This window comes from bacterium (genome assembly GCA_040757115.1).
In the GTDB taxonomy this organism is placed as follows: Bacteria; UBA9089; CG2-30-40-21; order CG2-30-40-21; family SBAY01; genus JBFLXS01.
This window is the reverse complement of sequence record JBFLYA010000052.1, coordinates 1-20,705: the sequence shown is the minus strand read 5'-3', so window position 1 is coordinate 20,705 and position 20,705 is coordinate 1. Positions and strand designations below refer to the sequence as shown.

The window sequence follows — 20,705 nt, the reverse complement described above, 5'->3', positions numbered from 1 at the left end:
TTTCAAAGAGGAAGTAGCAGGGTTTCTCAAAGAGTTGGAGGAATTTGGTAATATCTTTGCTTCAAGTATTTTAACGCTGAAAGGAAAGAGATAATTTTACTGAACTTTGGCAAAGATAGTTTATAGTAGATAGTTGAAGGACTATAGACTATAAACTATAAACTATAAACCATAAACTATAAACTATAAACGAGTTTTGCATTTTGCTCTTTGGAGGAAATCCCTTTTGGACACCAAATCTGCATAGATTTCACTATTAGAGTTATTTTCAGACACCACCAAATTTTAGGACTTCGCAAGACGCATTACCTTTCAGTTATACATTTTCATTTTACATTTCTCATTTTACATTATCCATTTTACATTTAACCGCACAGGTGGATATTTTTTAAAAAATTCTCGGTCAGCCTCTTGACTTTTTAAGGAAGGTGTGGTAAAATTTTAATAATTGATGGTTTGATGGTTGACTAATTGATTGTTAAAATACTAATATTTCATCCTTTTCTTACCATACCTGAAACGCTTACTTTGAATAAGGAGGCGATACAATGGCCCCATCAAAATATGAAAATTATCCCTTTAAAAAACTTTGCCTATATGAAGAAGAGGCATCTTCTTTAGGTTATGAATTAATAGGTGGAATAGATGAGGTTGGTAGAGGGCCATTAGCGGGCCCGGTAGTAGCCGCGGTAGCAATTTTACCAGAAGAGGCTAAAATACCGGGCATAAATGATTCTAAAAAATTATCCCCCAAACAACGAGAAAGATTATTTAAGACTATTTCTGATGTAGTTATTGATTGGGGAATAGGTATTGTCAATGAAGAGATAATAGATGAGATTAATATTTTACGAGCAACTCACCTGGCGATGAAAAAGGCGATAGATTCTTTGAAGTCAAAACCACATTTCTTACTTGTCGATGGACTAAAAATTCCTTCTATAGACATTCCACAAAAACCTATCATTCGGGGCGACCAATTGAGTATTTCCATTCAATCTGCATCAATATTAGCCAAAGTAATAAGAGATAGAATGATGATTGAATATGATAAAGAATTCCCGCAATATGGCTTTGCTAAACATAAAGGCTATGGAACTTCTTTACATATTGAATCAATTAAAAAATATGGTATTTGTCCGATACACCGAAAATCTTTTGAACCAATTAAATCTATGTGTAAGAGGGCTTCACGAAATTAAAGGTTTTTTTATGAGGTTTTAATATCCCTATGTCCAAACAAAGAATTGAATTAGGAGAAAAAGGAGAGGCGTTAGCTTTAAAACATTTAAAACGACATCGATACAAAATATTAGAACAGAATTATAAAACCCGCTCCGGGGAAATTGATATTATTGCTAAAAATCAGGAGGTTTTAGCATTTATTGAAGTAAAAACGCGTCGAGGTGAAGAATTTGGACTACCGCAAGAAGCCGTTGATATTCGTAAACAAAGACAGATGGGTAAAGTCGCCTTAGAATATCTTGCAAAGAAAAATTTACAGGATATTGATTGTCGATTTGATATTGTGGCTATCACCTGGCGGCCAAACCAAAAACCTAAAATTGAATTAATAAAAGATGCCTTTTATCTTGAGGAGTAAGAATAGGGTTCTGCAAAATAGGATTTGGGGGAGACAACAAATAAATATCAAATATTAAATATCAAAATGCAAAATTACAAATCAAATTTCAAAAAGTCTACAAATATATCACTCCTAACGGAGTTTATAAAATATATTCAGCCCTGTAAGGGCGAGATGTTTATAGATTTATCGTCTCAACATCAAATTAGCTCCGTAGGAGCGATATGTTTATTGAGAAAGTTATAGATATTTTTCTGTAATCTCTAACTGCACAGGTCGGATAATTTTACATTTTGATATGTAATTTTTATATTTGCTTTTTGCATTTTGCTCTTTGGAGGAAATTGATAAAAATAGAGGTTTTTAAATACCCGCTTAAAAACTACAGTTTCTTAGTTTTGCAGAACTCTATGAGGAGTAAGAATTAAATGGAGAATCGTTTGTTAGAAATATTTGATGATAGAAAGATTAAAGAAGGAGTTTTCTATTACTTTCAATGGGGCGAAATTGTTTGAATTTGAGGATAAAGGAGATGAGAGAAAAGGCGAAACGGTATATAACCTTTTCTTGAGGAATAAATGTTAGCCAAATCTTATAGTGCTGGATTATCAGGTATAGATGGATATATTGTTACGGTCGAGGTAAATGCCACTGGTTCTATGCCTTATTTTAATATTGTGGGATTACCTGATTCTGCGGTGAAAGAAAGCAAAGAGCGTGTTAAGATTGCTATTGTTAATTCGCAATGTCAATTTCCGTATAATAAAAGAGTTGTTGTCAACTTAGCCCCAGCCGAGATAAAAAAAGAAGGTGCGTTTTTTGACCTGCCAATTGCCCTGGCGATGATTGCCACTACCCAACAAATTCCTGCCACAGCCTTAGTTCAATATCTCATTGTTGGTGAATTATCCCTGGATGGAGCGGTCAAACCGATTAAAGGAGCACTGCCGATTGCTTCCTCGGCTAAAGAGGCTGGATTTAAAAACCTGATTGTTCCTTTTGCCAATGCCCCAGAGGCCGCTGTAGTTGAAGGAATAAATGTTTATCCAGTTAAAACATTATATGAAACAGTAAAATTTATTGCGGGTGAATTAAGTATCTCTCCGCATATCGTAGATATTAAGGCTTTATTTTCTCAAACCTCTAAATATGATTTAGATTTCTGTGAGGTAAAAGGACAGGCTCATGTCAAAAGGGCAATAGAAGTTGCCTGTGCTGGAGGACATAATATTTTGATGATAGGACCACCAGGTTCAGGGAAAACAATGTTAGCCAGACGCATACCAACTATTTTACCGGAATTATCATTATCCGAGGCGATTGAGACAACCAAGATTCATTCCATTGCCGGATTAGTCTTTCATCAATGTTCTTTACTCACGACGCGGCCTTTTCGAGCACCACATCACAGCATTTCAGATGCCGGATTAGTCGGCGGTGGCCAGGTTCCTAAACCAGGAGAGATAAGTTTATCTCACAATGGTGTTTTATTCCTTGATGAACTGCCAGAATTTCCCCGCAATGTCTTAGAATCACTAAGACAGCCTTTAGAAGATGGTCTGGTAACTATCTCACGGGCAAGCACTTCGCTTACCTTTCCCGCCTCATTTATGTTGGTTGCGGCAATGAATCCCTGTCCTTGTGGAAATCTAACCGACCCATCAAAAGAATGTAGTTGCACCCCAACTCAAATACAAAAGTATCTGGCGAAAATATCAGGGCCGCTGTGGGATAGAATTGATATTCATATTGAAGTGCCCGGTCTGAAGTATAAAGACCTTGAAGGGGAAACTCAAGAAGAATCATCAACGGTCATCCGTGAAAGAATCAATAAAGCCCGTCAGATTCAACGACAAAGAGATTCATCTCATCAAAAGGTTTATGCTAATAGTCAAATGGGACCCCGTGAGATTAAAAAATATTGTCAGGTAGAAGACCAGGGGAAAGAATTACTTCGGACAGCGATTGATAAATTAGGTTTTTCAGCCCGTACTTATGACCGAGTATTAAAGGTCGCCCGCACCATCAGTGATTTAGAAAACACAGATACAATCACCGCCACACATATCTCTGAAGCCATCCAATATCGCAGTTTAGATAGAAATTTATGGAAGTAATATTGGTAACCGTTCACCGCACAGACACAGAGACGCAGAGAAAAAATTAAAATCTATTCACCAGAGACAGAAATTTCCTTTTTTGTGCATTTCGGGTCTTTCGTTGTTTATTAATCTTTTAATATTTATTTTCGACTAACTGTTTTTAAGCCTTTTTAAACACCGAAAAACGCGAAAAAAAGATATTTTCCTCTCTGTTTCTCTGCGTCTCTGCGGTAAAGGATTACCTGAACGGTTACATTTTCTTTATTTCGTGCTTTCGTGGTTAGTATCGTTCCCCCATTTCACTGACGCATTACCCTGGTGAAATAAAAATTGTTGCATTTACAAGGAATCAATGGTATAATAAAATGAACGGTTACGAAAATTCAGTTCTTTAAATTGCCACGAATAATTGGAGAGTGAAAAAATTGAGTGAATTAGCATCCCTAACTGCACATAAAATTCATAACCTGCTTAAATCCAAAGAAGTTACATCAGTAGAGGTAACAGAATCCGTCATTAGTCGAATTGAGGCTTTAGATTCAAAGATAAATGCCTACATCACCACCTGTTTTGATGAGGCAATTGAGCAGGCAAAAGAGGTAGATAAAAAAATAGCCCAGGGAGAACAGATACATCCGTTGGCAGGCATTCCCATTGCCATTAAGGATAACATTTGCACTAAAGGTATAAAAACTACCTGTGCCTCAAAAATCCTCTACAATTTCATCCCCCCTTATGATGCCTTTGTCATTCAAAGATTAAAAGAAGCAGGTGCAATTATCATCGGCAAGACCAATATGGATGAATTTGCCATGGGGTCTTCTACTGAGAATTCATGCTTTGGGACTACTAAAAATCCATGGAATTTAGAGACAGTACCAGGGGGGTCAAGTGGTGGTTCTGCGGCGGCTGTGGCTTCAGATGAGGCAATTTTAGCCTTAGGTTCTGATACCGGTGGTTCTATTCGCCAGCCAGCGGCTTTGTGTGGCGTAGTAGGATTTAAACCTACCTACGGCAGGGTATCAAGATATGGATTAATTGCCTTTGCATCCTCATTAGACCAAATTGGACCAATTACCAAAGATGTTACTGATTGTGCCTTACTTCTTAATCTTATTTGCACCTATGACAAAAATGATTCTACATCTACTCCCATTCCTGCACCAGATTATACTAAATCTTTAATCAATGATGTTTCAGGAATAAAGATTGGTATCCCTAAGGAATATTTTAGAGAAGAGATAGATATTGAGGTTAAGGAAAGTATTGACAAAGCAATTAGATTGTTGGAAGGGTTAGGGGCAGAGGTGTTAGAAGTATCCCTACCCCATACAGACTATTGTGTGGCAGTATATTATCTTATTGCCCCAGCAGAGGCGAGCTCTAACTTAGCTCGATATGATGGCGTTCAGTATGGACTTAGGGTTCCAGAAAAAGAGTTGATGGATATGTATGAGCAGACAAGAACACAAGGCTTTGGAAATGAGGTCAAAAGAAGGATTATGCTTGGCACCTATGCCTTATCTGCGGGATATTATGATGCCTATTATTTAAATGCACAAAAGGTAAGGACATTGATTAAGCAAGATTTTGAAGAGGTATTTAAAAGATGTGATGTTATAATTACCCCAACTTCACCAACACCTGCTTTTAAGATTGGCTCCAGGGTATCTGACCCTATTCAAATGTATTTATCTGATATTCTTACAATCTCTGCTAATTTAACTGGTGTCCCGGGGATATCTATTCCCTCTGGATGGACACAGGATGGATTACCTGTTGGACTACAGATTTTAGCCCCATTATTTGGAGAAGAGAAACTATTACAAGTAGCCTACACCTTTGAACAGAATACAGAACATCATTTAAAAAGACCTCCTTTAAAAAAGGATTGACTTTTTTTTATTTTATTGATATATTATTTTCAGGAGAACGGCCATGAACCGTTGGCTCACAAATGAGGATGAAAATAGTAGGTAGGAGATAGAAGGTGGGAGATAGGGAGATAAGCGTGAGGAGTGATGTTTTCTTTACTTTCTACTCTCTACTTCCTATTTTCAGGAGAACAAGGATGACAGAGAAAAGTCAAACTCAACTTAACCGAAGGGTTCAAGAAATTGAAACTCTCTATGAGATAGGAAAGATATTGACCTCTGAACTCAAGTTGGAAGAAGTTCTAAAACTTATCCTTCAAAAGGCATTAGAACTTACAGATTCTAAATATGGAACCTTAGGGATGTTGAATGAAGAGAAGACTGAATTAACCTATAATGTAATTATTCCAGAAGGAGTAAAAACACCGCCTCAGAAGATTGGAGAGGGGATTACTGGTAGGGCAGCCAAAGAGAAAAAAACGATTCTGGTTTCTGATGTAACGGCTAAAGATTCAGGCTACATAGAGGTCTTTCCCAATATGAAATCAGAGTTAGCCGTCCCAATGATATTTCAAGATAAATTAATAGGTGTGCTTAATGTTGAAAGCCCGAATATTGGTGCTTTTGATGAGAATAATCAAAAACTCCTTGAGGCTTTAGCAGATTTTTCTGCAATAGACATTAATAATGCAAGACTATTTGACCAAACAGATAAAAAATTGAGTGAGAGAGTTAAGGAACTTGAGGCATTACAACACATTGACGAAATTATTAGTTCTGTATTAAATCTTGAGAAGGTATTGGAACTAATTTTGAATAAAGGGGTTGAGCTAATTGCAAAAAGACATAAAGATGTAAAAATTTATGCTATGATTCAGTCTATAGATAAATCTACAGGAGAGTTAGTTATCAAGCAAAGTATTGGAGTACCTGAAGAGAGAAAGGATAAAAGAGCAAAGATTGGTGAGATAGGCATTACTGGTTTAGTTGCAAAAGAAAAGAAATCTCTTTTAATACGAGATGTTACAGAAGAAAGGTGGAAGGAATGGTATATAGAAATGATTCCAGGGGTAAGATCAGAATTGGCCGTGCCCTTATTACTGGGTGATGAGAAGAAATTGATAGGAATATTTAATCTTGAGAGTCCAAAAGTTAGTGCCTTTGATGAAGATGATAAACGTTTGATTGAATCTCTTTCTCGACAAGCAGTAATTGCTATTCACAATGCTGAGCAATTTGAGATTCAAAATGCAATTTATGAAATTGGGAAAGTAATCAATTCAACTTTAGATATAAAGGAAATATTAGGGTTAATATTAGATAAGGGGTTAGAAAAGACGGGTGCTCATTCAGCAAGTGCAAGGTTGCTTGAGGAGAGGGAATTATTAGTAGCCAAAGTTAGGCGAGGTTTAGAAACAGAAAAATCTTGGAATCCAATAAAGATTGGAGAGGGAATTGTTGGCTATGCAGCAAAGGAGAAAAAGACTATGAGAATTCCCGATGTAAATAAAGACCGACGGTATCTCTCCTTTAATCCTTCTACTAAATCTGAGATAGCAGTTCCTATTCTAAATAAAGAAAGAGAATTAATAGGGGTTTTTAATTTCGAACATTCTATTTTAGATGCCTTTGATGAAGATAATGTGAAATTTATTGAGTTACTATCAGGTCAGGCATCAATTGCTATCCAAAAGGCAAGACAGTATCAAGAACTACAGGAGGCTCAAGACCAACTTTCAGCAGCTAATACCCTTGCCTGGTTGGGTATTGTAAAGGCAAGTTGGATGCACGATATAACTCAAAAGGTTAATGCCATAAGGACAAATGTATATACACTTGAAAAAAAATTTGCTCTTTCGAAAGAGGTTCTCCTTGACAGACTTAAGAGAATAGATGAGGATGCTGAAGCAATAATAAAGATAGCACCTGATCTACCATCTGAGGATGTAGAAGAAGAAGTTTCTATTGATGAGATATTTGATGCTGTAATTAAGAAATGCAATCCCCCGCTGAAGATTAAAGTCAATCGTCCAAAGCCATCAAAAGAATTGACTCGTATAATTGCCAGTAATACCTGGTTGACAATTGCCTTTGAGCACATAATCAAAAATGCCCTGAGGGCAATGCCAGAGAAAGGAAAATTAACTATTATTTGTAAAGAAGAAAAAGGTGAAATTTTAATAGAAGTTAGTGATACAGGCGGTGGGATACCAGAAAAGATTAAATCTCAACTTTTTAAAAACCAAGTCAGAGGAGCAAAAGGAAATGGTGTTGGCTTACTGTTGGTAAAGACCATCCTTTTAAAATATGGAGGCAATATAAAGTTAACATCAACAGGGTCAAAAGGAACAACATTTACCCTCTACTTGCCTATCAAAAGGAGATGAAGATGAAAAGGATTGCAAGAATTTTACTCATAGATGATAAACCCTGGTGGTCAGAATTTTTCAAAAAGATGCTTTCTACCCACGGTTACAAATTGGATATAGCTCATAATGAAGATGAAGCTCTAAAAAAATTAGATTCTCAAAAATATGGTTTAGTATTTTTAGATTTTTATGTTTCAGGTCCAGACGGAACAGTCTCTCTCAGGCGAATTTTAGAAAAACACCCGGAGGAACGAGTAGTTGTTGTCTCGGCTTCTCCTTCATGGAAAGAAGGAAGAGATATCTTTAGAATAGGGGCTATTGACTATCTGAGCAAATCGTTTGATGAGAGTAAATTGCTAAAAACTATACAAGAAGGGCTTAAAATAAAACCTTCTCTGGCTCATAAATAAGGAGGGATAAGTATGGAAAAAAGAATTTTATTAGTTGATAATGAATCTTCAGAATTGGATGCGTGGAAGTTTAATTTAGAACAACAAGGATATATGGTTTTTTCAGCGGGGAGCCCAGATGAGGCAAAGGAATTGTTAAAAAAGGAACGGGTTCATTTAGCAGTAATTGATTTAAAACTCATCGACCATAATGATGATAAAGACACTAGCGGAATAGAGTTGGCAAAGAGAATTGATTCAATTATACCAAAGATTATCTTGACAGGATTTGATAGTTATGAAACAGGGCGAATGGCAAGAAGTCCTCGTTTTGGAGGAATTGCATTTGATTATATTTCAAAAAAGGACCCACCTTCAAGTTTGATAGAGACAATCGAAGATGCTTTCAATAAGGTGATAAAGATTAATTTTAACCTTAAAGTCAGGTTGGAAGAGAAACTTTCTTCAGGTGTAACTATTACCAATTTAGAAGATGAAAAGGCTTTTGAATTTTTGCTGGAGGAAATTTTTATCAAAGGGAAAGACTCTGAGGAAGAAAAAAAGAGGATGAGTAGAGAGTTAGGAGAAATATTTAAAAGGCTGTTTTATAAAGAACATAAGATTATCATCTCTGTTCTATCATCAAAGGGCTACAGTGGAACAGGGGTAGTTTGGGTAACACCAGGTCGGAGTGACCAGGGAGTAGGTGCTCCTCTTGTGGTTAAATTTGGAGGACGGAAGGCAATCGAGACAGAAGAGAGAAACTATGACAACTATGTAGCACCATATCTGACCCGGCGATGCACTAAGAGAGGAGAAGTTGTTTATACCCAAAATTTTGGTGGAATAGGATATACCCTTGTTGGTAGAACCCTCAAAGATATTTGTGATTTTAGAACATACTATGGTAAAAACGATAAAGTGAATATTACCCGGGTCTTGAAGGATCTTTTTAAAGAGACTTGTGAATTGTGGTATCGCAATAAAGGTAATCCGCAAGATTTGAATCTTAAGGAGTCATATAAAAAACAATTAGGATGTGACCAGAAAGACTTAGACGACGCCCTTAAAAAGATATTCTCAGAGTATAAAGGAAAACATCTGATTAACTTTTCGGGTTTAGAAAAAGATTTTATTAACCCGGTTGTTTGGTTAAAGGATAAACTTTTTTCTTTTCCTACTTATCGCTGTTGTACCCACGGTGATTTGAATGGAAAGAATATCCTGGTTGATGAGGATGGGCATACATGGTTGATTGATTTTTTCAGAACGGGTTATGGACACATCTTAAGAGACTTTGTAGAATTAGAGGCTGACATTAAATTTAACTACCTTGAAACAAGCAATATAGAAACCCTATATGAATTTGAAAAATCTTTAGTTAGTCCAGAGCAATTTGATGAACCATACAGTTTTAAAAGTCCTATTGAAGAACTTAACAAAGCTTTTGCGGTTATCCAGGATTTGAGAAATCTGGCACATAGTTTTGTTCAACCATGCAACAACATTTATGAATACTATATTGGACTTCTTTACCATACAATTAATATGATTAGATACCCTAATATTAAGAAAGAACGATTAAGACATGCCCTTCTTTCAAGCTCCTTAATCTGCGAAAGACTGGATAAAAAATGATAGATACAAAGTGGTGGTTAGCCTGCAATTTCAAACTGTTTGTTATTCCCTTTTGTAAGCCGACGCAGGATAGTGAGTGTTTCTTATGAGATTATCATCTGAGGAAATAAGTGCAATTAAATCTACCATTATGAAGATAGACCTGGAGGCAAAAATCTATCTCTTTGGCTCACGGGTAGATGATACCCAGAGGGGTGGAGATATAGATATCCTTATCTGGTCAAACAAACTAACTAATGAGCATAAAAGAAAAATTCGCCTGAATCTTTATGAATTATTAGGCGAGCAGAAGATTGACCTTGTCATAGCTAAAGATACATCCAATCCATTCGTCCGAATAGCATTAAGTGAAGGGGTGCCATTATGACTTATATGACCCAGAATGACTATATCTTAAATCGTAACCGTTCAGGTAATCCTTTACCGCAGAGACGCAAGAGTTCGCAGAGAGGAAAATATCTTTTTTTTCGTGTGGAATAGCAGAACTTTCTAAAAAATACCAATCTGGGTGATTTAAAATTAAAAATTAATCGGGAGGGGAAAATTATGGAAACTATTTGTCTATCTTGTGGAAATACAAAGGCTAAAAGATGGTGTCCGGCATTAAATAACCAGATATGCTCTTTATGCTGTGGTAAAAAAAGAACAATTGAAATCAACTGCCCACAAAATTGCCCTTACTTAGTTAAAGGCGAATTCTATGAATTACAAAAGACAAACCAAAAAGAAATATTAGAAAAAGAGATTCCTATTCTTATATCGGGAGAAGAATTTCTAAAAAGATATGTTGACCCCAAAAAACCAACCAAAATTGATAATTTTGTCTTCGAAGTAGCCAATCTTACGGGCGCAATAGTTAATAATTTTCTGCCAAAGATTTCTAATTTATTTATTTCACCCAAAATACTTATAGACCAATTAGTTAACAACATTATCCCGCTTTGTTACGAAAAGGTAAATAGATGCTATAGCTGTGAAGTGCGATGTCCAATTAATTATATTGAGGATGGAAGTGCATTATTTGAAAAGCAAATCTTCCTGAATGGAATAACTATTGAAGATTTTCCAGAAGAATTAGCAGAGCAAACTCTGGGTGATTTCTTTGCGGTCAGGACAGGTGGGCATCTTGTGGAATGTTTTGAAAACGAGATTAATAAATTAAATCAAGAAGATAAACTTAATCTATCAAAAGAGCAAATTTATGATATAAAGGATGATTTTTATTGGGCTATTATCGTATTTATCGCTGATTGTTTTTATTGCGATAACGAATGCCTTGCTAAACCTAAGGAAAATGGCATTTGTTGTTTTTGTCAAAATACCGATAGATATAAAAATCTCTGTATTTATGGCAGTGAACCTATTCAATATCACCTGTTTGATAAAAATAGGCGATTTAAAACGCAAAGACTACCGTTATTTAAGTTTTTGAAGAGATAAAAGTTGACAAAGGTTACCCTGAACTACCCTCTATGAGGTGATAACGAAATGAATGATTATAAAATCAGAGTTTTAGAAATCTATAATGAAAAACAAATCTGTGATGAGATGAAAAAGATAAGTGTTGACCCTAAAGGAATTGATTTAATGGCGAAAAAAGCAGTATGCCGGGTGATAAAATTAGAAGATGTTGCTCTAAAACCTGCCCTTATCCTTAAACAAGAAATGCTTTCCATCGGCGGTGAGGCGGCTCTAACTAAAGACGCCATCTCTCTCAACTGCAAAACCACAGATGTCCTGCTCATAGGTAGCTTAAAACATTATCAAAGATTAATCAGCAAACTTCAATCCCAATATTTTGGACTATCTGACCTCGCCGATAAGATTGAAGAGGTATTAAATAATTTTATTAAGGATGACTTCAAGTTAGTCTGTGGAAAATACCAATTTAACCTTGCCCAAAGAACTTTTATTATGGGTATTTTAAATGTAACGCCAGATTCTTTTTCAGATGGTGGACAATATGATGAACCTGAAAAGGCTATTAAAAGGGCATTTGAGATGAAGGAAGAAGGGGCAGATATAATTGATATTGGTGGGGAATCTACACGCCCGGGAGCCAAACCGTCTTCGGTAAAAGAAGAATTAGAAAGACTCATACCAATCGTAAAAAGGCTTATTAAAGAAAATATTGATTTACCGCTCTCCATAGATACATATAAATCAGAGGTCGCAAAAGCCTGTTTGGCTGAAGGGGCACATATCATTAATGATATTAGTGCCTTAAAATTTGATATGAATATGGCAAAGGTAGTCGCTGGATATAAAGTCCCTGTTGTCTTGATGCATATTCAAGGCACACCACAAGATATGCAGGAAAACCCTCAATATAAATGTGTCGTTTCTGAAATTATACTTTATCTTAGAGAAAGAGTTAAATTTGCTCAAGATTCTGGAATAGATAAAGAAAAGATTATTATCGACCCCGGAATAGGATTTGGGAAGACGGTGGAGCATAATCTACAGATTTTAAGAAGATTAAGAGAATTCAAAAGTCCTGGCTTACCAATTTTAATTGGCACTTCACGAAAATCGTTTATTGGTAAAATTCTGGACTTACCGGTTGAAGAGCGATTAGAAGGGACTCTGGCGACAGTGGCAATTTCGATATTAAATGGAGCAAATATCCTTCGCGTGCATGATGTTAAATCTGCCAGGCGAGTAGCACTTATGCTTGATGCGATTATTCGTAACTGTTCACCGCAGAGACACAGAGACGCAGAGAAAAAAAATTAAAATCTATTGGTAACTATTCAGCCACAGATGGACATAGATGAAACACTGATTTTATTTTTTTATCCGTGCTAATTCGTGTTAATCAATGGCTGAATAGTTACTTTATTTCTATGTCTTCTCTGTTCCTCTGCGTCTCTGCGGTAAATTACCACCTGAACGGTCGCGATTATTCGGGAAGGTTCAGGATTGAAGAAATAAGGTGTGAACTATTTTTTCATGAGGATAGGCGATTGGAGAAAAGAATGAACCCTGATTTAACAGTAAATATTGCCAGTATAAAGATGAAAAATCCAGTGATGGTTGCCTCCGGCACATTTGGATATGGCGAGGAATACGCTCAATTGATTGATTTAAATAAACTCGGGGCAATTGTGAGTAAAGGAATTACATTAGCCCCACGCCAGGGTAATCCTCCACCTCGCATTGTAGAAACTCCCTGCGGAATGCTTAATGCCATTGGTTTAGAAAATGTCGGGGTAGAAAAATTCATCAAGGAAAAATTACCCTACCTGCGGCAATTCGATACCCCGCTGATTGCCAATATTGCCGGGAAGACGGTTGAGGAATATGTTGAATTAGCCAGAAGGTTAGATGGATTAGTAGATGGTTTGGAGATTAACATTTCCTGTCCGAATGTGGCAAAAGGGGGATTGGAATTTGGGCAGGATTCCTCCCTGACATATCAAGTGGTAAGCAATGTTCGTCAGGTGAGCAAAGTTCCATTAATCACCAAGCTATCTCCAAATGTTACGGATATAAAAGTAATTGCCAGAGCCGCCGAAGATGCGGGCACAGATGCCATCTCTTTAATCAATACTATCATGGGAATGGCGATTGATGTTAATACCCGAAAACCTATTTTGGCTAATATTACTGGTGGGTTGTCCGGACCAGCAATCAAACCAATTGCACTCCGAATGGTCTTTGAGGTCGCAAAGGCCGTCCATGTCCCCATTATTGGGCAGGGCGGAATTATGAACACCACCGATGCCTTAGAATTCATCATTGCTGGAGCAACCGCAGTCGCAGTCGGCACGGCAAATTTCGTTGACCCGCAAGTCCCGTTAAAGATTATTGCAGGGATAGAAAATTATTTGAGAGAAAATAAAAAAGCCAGACTAATCGAATAAGTTAGACCGATTTCTCTGACCAGGAGAAAAAAAGGAAGGGTAATAATGCAACTAAAATCAGAAGAACGGCTAATTGTCGCCTTAGATGTTGATAATTTGAAAGACGCAGAAAAATTAGTGAACCAATTAAAAGATTATGTTACAATTTTTAAGGTTGGGGCTCAGTTATTTACAGCCGCAGGACCTGAGGCGGTTAAAATGGTTCATGACAAAGGTGGTAAGGTATTTTTAGACCTGAAATATCACGATATTCCAAATACGGTGGTTTCTGCAACAAAAATAGTGGCTAAAATAGGTATTTTTATGTTCACTATTCATACCCTCGGCGGCAAGGAGATGATGCAAGGTGTAGTTAAAACACTTGCACAATTTCAACCAAAACCATTAGTCATTGGAGTAACTATCCTGACAAGTTTAGATTCAGATGTGCTTGAAGAAATTGGGATAGAAAAGGATTTGAATGATGAAGTGATTACTTTAACCAGGTTAGCCAAATCATCAGGACTTGATGGAGTAGTTGCCTCAAGTCATGAGATTAAGGCGATTAGAACGGAATGTGGACAAGATTTTATTATTGTTACACCAGGAATTAGACCTGCCGGTATCCTGGATGACCAAAAAAGAATAGCAACGGCAAAACAGGCGATAGACTCAGGAGCAAATTTTATCGTGGTTGGCAGACCGATAATCGCCGCCGAAAATCCCATCAAAGTAGTGAAGCAAATTAGAGATGAGATAACTGTTTAGCCACTGATTAACACGGATGAGCACGGATAAAAGGGAGGAGAAAGTAAAAAGTAGGCTGAAGACTGAAGGATATAGGATAAAAAATCTTCAGCCTTAAGCCTTTCGCCTTCAGCCTATTCACAGAAAAAAAGAAAGATTTTGAACAAACATCCATCTCTTTAATTCTACCAATATATCGTTCCTACGGAACTGATTGATTTGTCTATCTATTCCTACCGATATTATGTTCCTAACGGAACGATTATTCTCATGGTAAGACTACCGATATTATGTTCCTCACGGAACGATTATTCTCCTGCCTTATTTATGGGCATTATCCTCTGTAGACTTCCAGTTAATAACCGCTATAATGTCCCATAGGGACAACATATCGGTAGAAATAAAGTAACTATTCACCACGAAGGGGACGGAGAGCACGAAGTGAAATTTGATGAATTATCGAATAGAGTCATTGGATGCGCTATAGCGGTGCATCGAACTCTTGGGCCAGGTTTGCTTGACACCGTGAAGAGTGATAATTCACAATTCACAATTGACAATTCACCATTCACCATTATTAAGGAAATTTAGGGAAGAAATTGTGAATGGTGAATAGTTACGAAATAAATATCATACAAATATTGTCCCATAGGGACAATATATCGGTAAATGGCTTTCCATAAATTTTCTACCAATATATCGTTCCTACGGAACTGATTGATTTGTCTATCTATTCCTACCGATATTATGTTCCTAACGGAACGATTATTCTCATGCCTTATTTATGGGTATTATCCTATGTAGACTTCCAGTTAATAATCGCTATAACCGCACAGGGACTTTTCTACCTTATCCAGTATATTTTTAGCCGTGGATAATAATTGTTTTGCCTGTTGTTTTTGTTGAGAATTGAGAATATGGAGTGGAGCGGTTTGCCGAAATATATCGCGTAATTCCTCTATTAATTTTATTACCTCAAACATCCCCTCCACATCCGCTGGATTACCTATTTTAGTGCTCATAATTTATCTCACCTTCGGGGGCGTGTCCAATTTTACCTGCTTTTATTACACACACCCCTAACTTCCTATTTAGGTTATCATAACCTATTAGAATTGTCAACAGAAAAATAGCCACATCTTCAATTTGTAACCGTTCACCGCAGAGACACAGAGACGCAGAGAAAAAATTAAAATCTATTCACCAGAGACAGAAATTTCCTTTTTTTTGTGCATTTCGGGTCTTTCGTTGTTTATTAATCTTTTAATACGGACTTTTGACTAACTGTTTTTAAGCCTTTTTAAACACCGAAAAACGCGAAAAACACGAAAAAAAAGATATTTTCCTCTCTGTTTCTCTGCGTCTCTGCGGTAAATTACCACCTGAACGGTTACCAATTTTTCTATTGACAGAACCTTTATTAAATGGTAAAATTGAAATAAATTTAATGAAAAGGTTATTTTTAGTAGATGGGCATAGTTTAATCTATCGAGCGTTTTATGCTATTAAGTTATTATCAACTTCTACAGGCATACCCACCAATGCCGTTTACGGCTTCACCATTATGCTCCTAAAATTAATCAAAGAAGAAAAGCCAGAATACCTGGCAGTTGTGTTTGATTCTAAAGTCCCTACCTTTAGACATAAAAAATATCCTGAATATAAAGCTCAACGACAGAAGATGCCTGGTGAAATGCAATCCCAGATGTCACTTATTATGGAGGTCATCTCGGCATTTAATATCCCCATATTTGCAAAGGGTGAATATGAAGCAGATGATATTATTGGCACAATAGCCAAAAGGTATGAGAATGAGGTAGATGAAATAGTTGTCGTTTCCGGGGATAAGGATATTTTGCAAATTGTGGATGATAAAATAAAGGTCCTGGCAACTAAAAAAGGGCTATCAGAAACGGTGCTTTATGATGTTCAGGGTGTTAATGAAAAATTTGGTGTCCAACCTCATAATATCATTGATCTCCTCGGTCTGTCTGGAGATACCTCAGATAATATTCCAGGAATCAAAGGAGTAGGCGAAAAAACGGCAGTTAAACTCATCCAGCAGTTTGGAGGCATAGAAAATTTACTTAATAATCTTAATCAGGTTTCTAATGAAAACCTTCGTGAAAACATTAACGGACACTCACAAAGTGCTATTATGAGTAAAGAATTGGTTACGCTTGATACCAATGTTCCTATCGAGGTAGATTTAGAAGCCTGTAAAATAAAAGATTATGACAAAGAAAAAGTATTTGAAATACTGAATAGATTAGAATTTAAAAAACTCCTGAAAGAACTTGGGCTGTATAAAAAAGAGGTGTCAGGAGACTATCATATAATTGCGGATAAAGATAAGTTTCAAATATTACTAAATTCCCTGAAAAATACCTCTTCATTTAGTATTAATTTAGTAACTACCGCTATAAATCCTATGAATGCTCAAATAGTTGGAATTGCAATCTCCCTCAAACCCTATTGTGCATACTATATTCCTATTGCACATGAATATCCGGGAGCACCCCCACAGTTAAAAAAGGAATATGTTCTGGAGGCACTAAAACCTTTTTTAGAAGCAAAGAATACAAAGAAACTTGGGCAAAATATTAAATATGAACTAATTATTCTAACTAATCAGGGAATTAGACTCAAAGGAACAAAATTCGACACCATGATTGCTTCCTATCTTATAAATTCTACGGCAAAACATAATTTAGAAGAGATAATCTTAAATTATTATGGAATTACTAAACCCTCGGCTAAAGATATAATGGCTAAGGGAACATCTATATCTGCTGTAGAAATTCAGCAGGTAGGAGAGTATGCCTGCTCAAATGCAGATTTTATACATCGACTAGGTGATGAAATACTAAGATTCAGATTAAATGAAGAAAATCTTATCTCTTTGTTTGAAGAAATAGAGATGCCATTAGTTGATGTCCTGGCACAGATGGAACAGGATGGTATCAAAATTGACATTCATTATCTTAAAGAACTTTCGCAAGAATTTGGCAAAAGGTTGAATGATTTAGAAAAGGAGATTTATATCCTTGCGGGAACAGAATTTAATATTAATTCACCCAAACAGCTGGGATTTATATTATTTGAGAAACTTAAAATGCCGGTGAAAAAGAAAACTAAAACTGGATTTTCAACTGATGAACAGGTTTTAAAGGAATTAAGTTGTTATCATGAATTGCCAGATAAACTTCTGGAATATCGAGAGGTATCCAAATTAAAATCTACCTATGTTGAGGCATTAATATCCTTGACCAATCCTATCACCCATAGACTTCATACCTCTTATAATCAAACGATTGCCGCAACCGGAAGATTGACCTCAAGCGAGCCTAATTTACAAAATATTCCTATTCGCACCGAACTGGGTAATCGAATAAGAGCGGCATTTATTGCGGATGAAGGTTACCTGTTACTTTCTGCGGATTATTCTCAGATAGAATTGCGGCTTTTAGCCCATATTAGCCTGGATGAAAGATTAATCAATGCCTTTCGCAATGATGAGGATATTCATACTCAGACAGCAATTGAAATATTTGGTGGCAGCCCGGATTTGGTTACTCCTGAGATGCGTCGTGCCGCAAAGGTTGTTAATTTCGGCATTACCTATGGGATGAGTGCCTATGGATTAAGTCAGGAATTAAAGATTAGCCCAACGCAGGCAAATGAGATAATTAGTCGCTATTTTGAAAGGTATCCCGGGGTAAAAAGCTATATTGATAAAACTATTGAGGAGGCAAAACTAAAGGGATATGTTTCAACCTTGTGGGGAAGAAAGCGATATTTACCTGAAATCAACTCTGAAAGCAGGCAATTGCGTGAATTTGCATACCGCCAGGCAGTTAATATGCCTATTCAAGGCTCTTGTGCTGATTTGATTAAAATCGCCATGCTCAACATTTATAAAAAATTAGACCGTCAAAAAGCCCAAATGCTTCTTCAGGTTCATGATGAATTAATCTTTGAAGTTAAAAAAGAAAATCTGGATGAAATAAGTGGCTTAGTTAAAGAGTGTATGGAGGGTGCAGGACAATTTTTAGTGCCAATAAAGATTGATATTCATTGGGGAAAGAACTGGGGGGAAATATAACGCTCCGCAGAGGACACAGATTATTAAATCTGCGAAAATCTGCGTAATCTGCGGATAAAATTACCGGATAATCGCCAACTTACCAATGCATTTCTCGCCCTGTGGATTGGTAATCAAGTATATATACACGCCGCTGGCAACCTTATAATCCGCATCATTATCCGCATACCATATCTTCTGCCCATTATCTTGCGGTGTAACCTCTAATGTCTTGACTAAATCACCCGCAACGGTATAAATCTTGATAGTCGCATACGAAGTCAGTCTCCGATTAATCTCACGCTTACTACCAAAGGTAATATACTCATGCCCCAGGCCACTATTTGGTTTAAATGGATTGGGATAAACAGCCACATTGCCTAATGTTGAAGGAGCAACTAAAATCCCCATCGGCATAAAGGTTGATAAATGGTTGAGCTGACACCAGACAACATTTCTATGTGTATCTACCCCTGAAGTTCTCACCTCCTGCCATTGGTCATTTTCCCAGACATAGAGTCGTAATGTGCTTTCCTTAACGGCTGTTCCATCCACAAATCCATTTTGGTCAGCATCAGGATATGGTATTTCAAGATAAGCAGTTCTTGTAAAAGTGCCAGTAATTTGTGTATTTCTATCATAGGCATTATAAGCCAAAATCTCGCGGACAAAGTCCCTTATCCCATTATCAGGAATATTTGCCGGCGTGATACAATTAATGATGATGTAGAAGTCCCAGCTTTGAATAAATGTTCCCGAGCCAAAGCCAATCGTTGTCGTTCCTATCCCTGGTGTCCATAAGGTTACTGTTCCACCCACATCGTAATCCAAACCCATAAGCAATATATCGCTCACTCCATCCCCAACCCCAGGGGGCAGATACAATAATGGCATTAGTTCCGCCATTAGGTATTTGTGGAATAATTATCTCACCTGTCCAGGTAGCGGTGCCATTAAATACTGCCTCTCCGAGAACCCCTAATTTATCCTGCAGTGTGGCTGTGCCAACATAGTCAGTGACTAAATTCCCTAAAGTATCATAAATAGACAATGTCAGTGATAAGGTTTGACCAACAAGTATCTGAGTAGTAGATAATGTGGCTATGGTAAGATGTCTGGGGATAGTTAAACTTGTCTGTGCCTCTGTTGTTGGTGTTTTTACCTCATCATTTTTAGCCCTATCTTTGGCCAGAGAATAGAATTTGTATGAATGTCCTGTCATCCCGGTAAATGTGCCAGATGTCGCCACCGTCTCATCCAGCCATTTTGTCCAGGTGCCATTGTTATCCGAGACGAAGATAGTGTAATTTTCTATCTGACCAGATTTATTACCAGCTGTATCAGTCCCTGTCTAGGAAACAACAAATGAGGTATTACTTTGAGTTGCAGGCAGTGGTGTCATTGTCGAAGTTGGTTTATTCAAATCAACGATATTGGTTACTGGCGGTGTATCCATCGATGGGTTATAATCAAATCGAATACTTGCCTGATTAGTAATCTCCGTTCCTGCCACTAATCCTTGTTTGGCATTAACACTGAAACTGACATATCCTTCACCCTCAGGGGAAACGATATTTGGTGGCAATCCTTGCGCCCCGGTCTTAAAGTCAAATTCCCAGCGAATACTTCCACTCCCTACATCATAACTACAAGCCAAACTACCTCTATCAAAATTCTCAAGGGTATAGATTGTATCGTCTATCTTTATCTGACCAAACTTCATCGTCGTCCAGTCCAGGTTAGAAGATAATTGGTCTTCAATGGTAATAAGGATAGCACTGGCAGTGGCGGTTGCCTGATTCTCAAAGCGAATGGTATAATTAAGCAACTCATTATCTCGAATATACCTTTGCGGGCTAACTAATTTATCATTCGGGTCAAGAGAGGTTACCACTGTCTCTATTTCTGTAAATTTGTTATTGGTATAATCATACTCAGGCGAAATAGTAGTACCGTGTTAGCTAAGTTCTTTCACAGTTTAAGGGGTTTGCCATTATACGTCCATGCAAATGGATGAGCCCAAAAATTGTTCCAATGCATGATATATTCGAGTATTTTTACTTCAAGATCGT

Annotated in this window: 17 protein-coding genes; 14 read left to right on the top strand and 3 right to left on the bottom strand. The window is 37.0% G+C overall.

Annotated features, from left to right (window positions below; translation table 11 throughout):
* Positions 1-548 precede the first annotated feature (548 nt).
* From AB1422_06335 to pyrF, 13 genes are all read left to right on the top strand, one after another.
* Positions 549-1,202 carry a ribonuclease HII gene (locus AB1422_06335; GenBank protein ID MEW6618952.1) on the top strand — a complete coding sequence of 218 codons (654 nt, stop codon included), beginning with the start codon at positions 549-551 and terminating at the stop codon, positions 1,200-1,202.
* Between the two features lie 29 nt (positions 1,203-1,231).
* A complete protein-coding gene (locus AB1422_06330; protein ID MEW6618951.1) occupies positions 1,232-1,603 on the top strand; it encodes a YraN family protein in 372 nt (123 codons plus the stop codon).
* Positions 1,604-2,041: 438 nt separating this feature from the next.
* Entirely contained in the window at positions 2,042-2,170 is a 129-nt protein-coding gene (locus AB1422_06325) for a hypothetical protein (protein MEW6618950.1), read from the top strand.
* Entirely contained in the window at positions 2,164-3,702 is a 1,539-nt protein-coding gene (locus tag AB1422_06320) for a YifB family Mg chelatase-like AAA ATPase (protein MEW6618949.1), read from the top strand. Before AB1422_06325 ends, AB1422_06320 begins: the two co-directional genes overlap by 7 nt.
* 410 nt (positions 3,703-4,112) lie before the next feature.
* Positions 4,113-5,582 (top strand): Asp-tRNA(Asn)/Glu-tRNA(Gln) amidotransferase subunit GatA, encoded by a 1,470-nt coding sequence (gatA, locus tag AB1422_06315; protein MEW6618948.1) that lies wholly within the window; start codon positions 4,113-4,115, stop codon positions 5,580-5,582.
* A gap of 95 nt (positions 5,583-5,677) precedes the next feature.
* The gene (locus tag AB1422_06310) at positions 5,678-7,948 is read left to right on the top strand and encodes a GAF domain-containing protein (GenBank protein MEW6618947.1); all 2,271 of its coding nucleotides are present in this window, start codon (positions 5,678-5,680) and stop codon (positions 7,946-7,948) included.
* Positions 7,949-7,950: 2 nt separating this feature from the next.
* On the top strand, positions 7,951-8,340 hold the full coding sequence (locus tag AB1422_06305; protein MEW6618946.1) for a response regulator: 390 nt from the start codon (positions 7,951-7,953) through the stop codon (positions 8,338-8,340).
* 12 nt (positions 8,341-8,352) lie between these two features.
* Positions 8,353-9,957, top strand: coding sequence for a response regulator (locus tag AB1422_06300; GenBank protein MEW6618945.1), 1,605 nt, complete (start codon positions 8,353-8,355; stop codon positions 9,955-9,957).
* A gap of 85 nt (positions 9,958-10,042) precedes the next feature.
* Complete coding sequence (locus tag AB1422_06295; protein ID MEW6618944.1) at positions 10,043-10,324, top strand: nucleotidyltransferase domain-containing protein; 282 nt, start codon at positions 10,043-10,045, stop codon at positions 10,322-10,324.
* A gap of 179 nt (positions 10,325-10,503) precedes the next feature.
* Complete coding sequence (locus AB1422_06290) at positions 10,504-11,397, top strand: hypothetical protein (GenBank protein MEW6618943.1); 894 nt, start codon at positions 10,504-10,506, stop codon at positions 11,395-11,397.
* Positions 11,398-11,445: 48 nt separating this feature from the next.
* Positions 11,446-12,693, top strand: a complete 1,248-nt coding sequence (gene folP, locus AB1422_06285) for a dihydropteroate synthase (protein MEW6618942.1) — start codon at positions 11,446-11,448, stop codon at positions 12,691-12,693.
* 242 nt (positions 12,694-12,935) lie between these two features.
* Complete coding sequence (locus AB1422_06280) at positions 12,936-13,823, top strand: dihydroorotate dehydrogenase (GenBank protein ID MEW6618941.1); 888 nt, start codon at positions 12,936-12,938, stop codon at positions 13,821-13,823.
* Between the two features lie 45 nt (positions 13,824-13,868).
* Positions 13,869-14,570, top strand: a complete 702-nt coding sequence (gene pyrF / locus AB1422_06275; GenBank protein ID MEW6618940.1) for an orotidine-5'-phosphate decarboxylase — start codon at positions 13,869-13,871, stop codon at positions 14,568-14,570.
* A 791-nt stretch (positions 14,571-15,361) separates the two neighbouring features.
* On the opposite strand, the gene AB1422_06270 is transcribed toward pyrF, so the two are convergent.
* A complete protein-coding gene (locus AB1422_06270; protein ID MEW6618939.1) occupies positions 15,362-15,571 on the bottom strand; it encodes a hypothetical protein in 210 nt (69 codons plus the stop codon).
* A gap of 425 nt (positions 15,572-15,996) precedes the next feature.
* On the opposite strand from AB1422_06270, the gene polA reads away from it, so the two are divergent.
* Positions 15,997-18,654 carry a DNA polymerase I gene (polA, locus tag AB1422_06265; protein ID MEW6618938.1) on the top strand — a complete coding sequence of 886 codons (2,658 nt, stop codon included), beginning with the start codon at positions 15,997-15,999 and terminating at the stop codon, positions 18,652-18,654.
* Between the two features lie 60 nt (positions 18,655-18,714).
* Here polA and AB1422_06260 read toward each other — a convergent pair whose 3' ends face one another.
* Complete coding sequence (locus AB1422_06260) at positions 18,715-19,470, bottom strand: hypothetical protein (protein ID MEW6618937.1); 756 nt, start codon at positions 19,468-19,470, stop codon at positions 18,715-18,717.
* A gap of 514 nt (positions 19,471-19,984) precedes the next feature.
* Positions 19,985-20,527 (bottom strand): hypothetical protein, encoded by a 543-nt coding sequence (locus AB1422_06255; protein MEW6618936.1) that lies wholly within the window; start codon positions 20,525-20,527, stop codon positions 19,985-19,987.
* Positions 20,528-20,705: the final 178 nt, after the last annotated feature.

Bases quoted from the DNA above. Each gene is read 5' to 3' on its own strand.
- AB1422_06335 (MEW6618952.1), top strand. From the start codon at position 549: ATGGCCCCATCAAAATATGAAAATTATCCCTTTAAAAAACTTTGCCTA.
- AB1422_06330 (MEW6618951.1), top strand. From the start codon at position 1,232: ATGTCCAAACAAAGAATTGAATTAGGAGAAAAAGGAGAGGCGTTAGCT.
- AB1422_06325 (MEW6618950.1), top strand. From the start codon at position 2,042: ATGATAGAAAGATTAAAGAAGGAGTTTTCTATTACTTTCAATGGGGCG.
- AB1422_06320 (MEW6618949.1), top strand. From the start codon at position 2,164: ATGTTAGCCAAATCTTATAGTGCTGGATTATCAGGTATAGATGGATAT.
- AB1422_06305 (MEW6618946.1), top strand. From the start codon at position 7,951: ATGAAAAGGATTGCAAGAATTTTACTCATAGATGATAAACCCTGGTGG.
- AB1422_06300 (MEW6618945.1), top strand. From the start codon at position 8,353: ATGGAAAAAAGAATTTTATTAGTTGATAATGAATCTTCAGAATTGGAT.
- AB1422_06295 (MEW6618944.1), top strand. From the start codon at position 10,043: ATGAGATTATCATCTGAGGAAATAAGTGCAATTAAATCTACCATTATG.
- AB1422_06290 (MEW6618943.1), top strand. From the start codon at position 10,504: ATGGAAACTATTTGTCTATCTTGTGGAAATACAAAGGCTAAAAGATGG.
- folP (MEW6618942.1), top strand. From the start codon at position 11,446: ATGAATGATTATAAAATCAGAGTTTTAGAAATCTATAATGAAAAACAA.
- AB1422_06280 (MEW6618941.1), top strand. From the start codon at position 12,936: ATGAACCCTGATTTAACAGTAAATATTGCCAGTATAAAGATGAAAAAT.
- pyrF (MEW6618940.1), top strand. From the start codon at position 13,869: ATGCAACTAAAATCAGAAGAACGGCTAATTGTCGCCTTAGATGTTGAT.
- AB1422_06270 (MEW6618939.1), bottom strand. From the start codon at position 15,571: ATGAGCACTAAAATAGGTAATCCAGCGGATGTGGAGGGGATGTTTGAG.
- polA (MEW6618938.1), top strand. From the start codon at position 15,997: ATGAAAAGGTTATTTTTAGTAGATGGGCATAGTTTAATCTATCGAGCG.
- AB1422_06260 (MEW6618937.1), bottom strand. From the start codon at position 19,470: ATGGGTTTGGATTACGATGTGGGTGGAACAGTAACCTTATGGACACCA.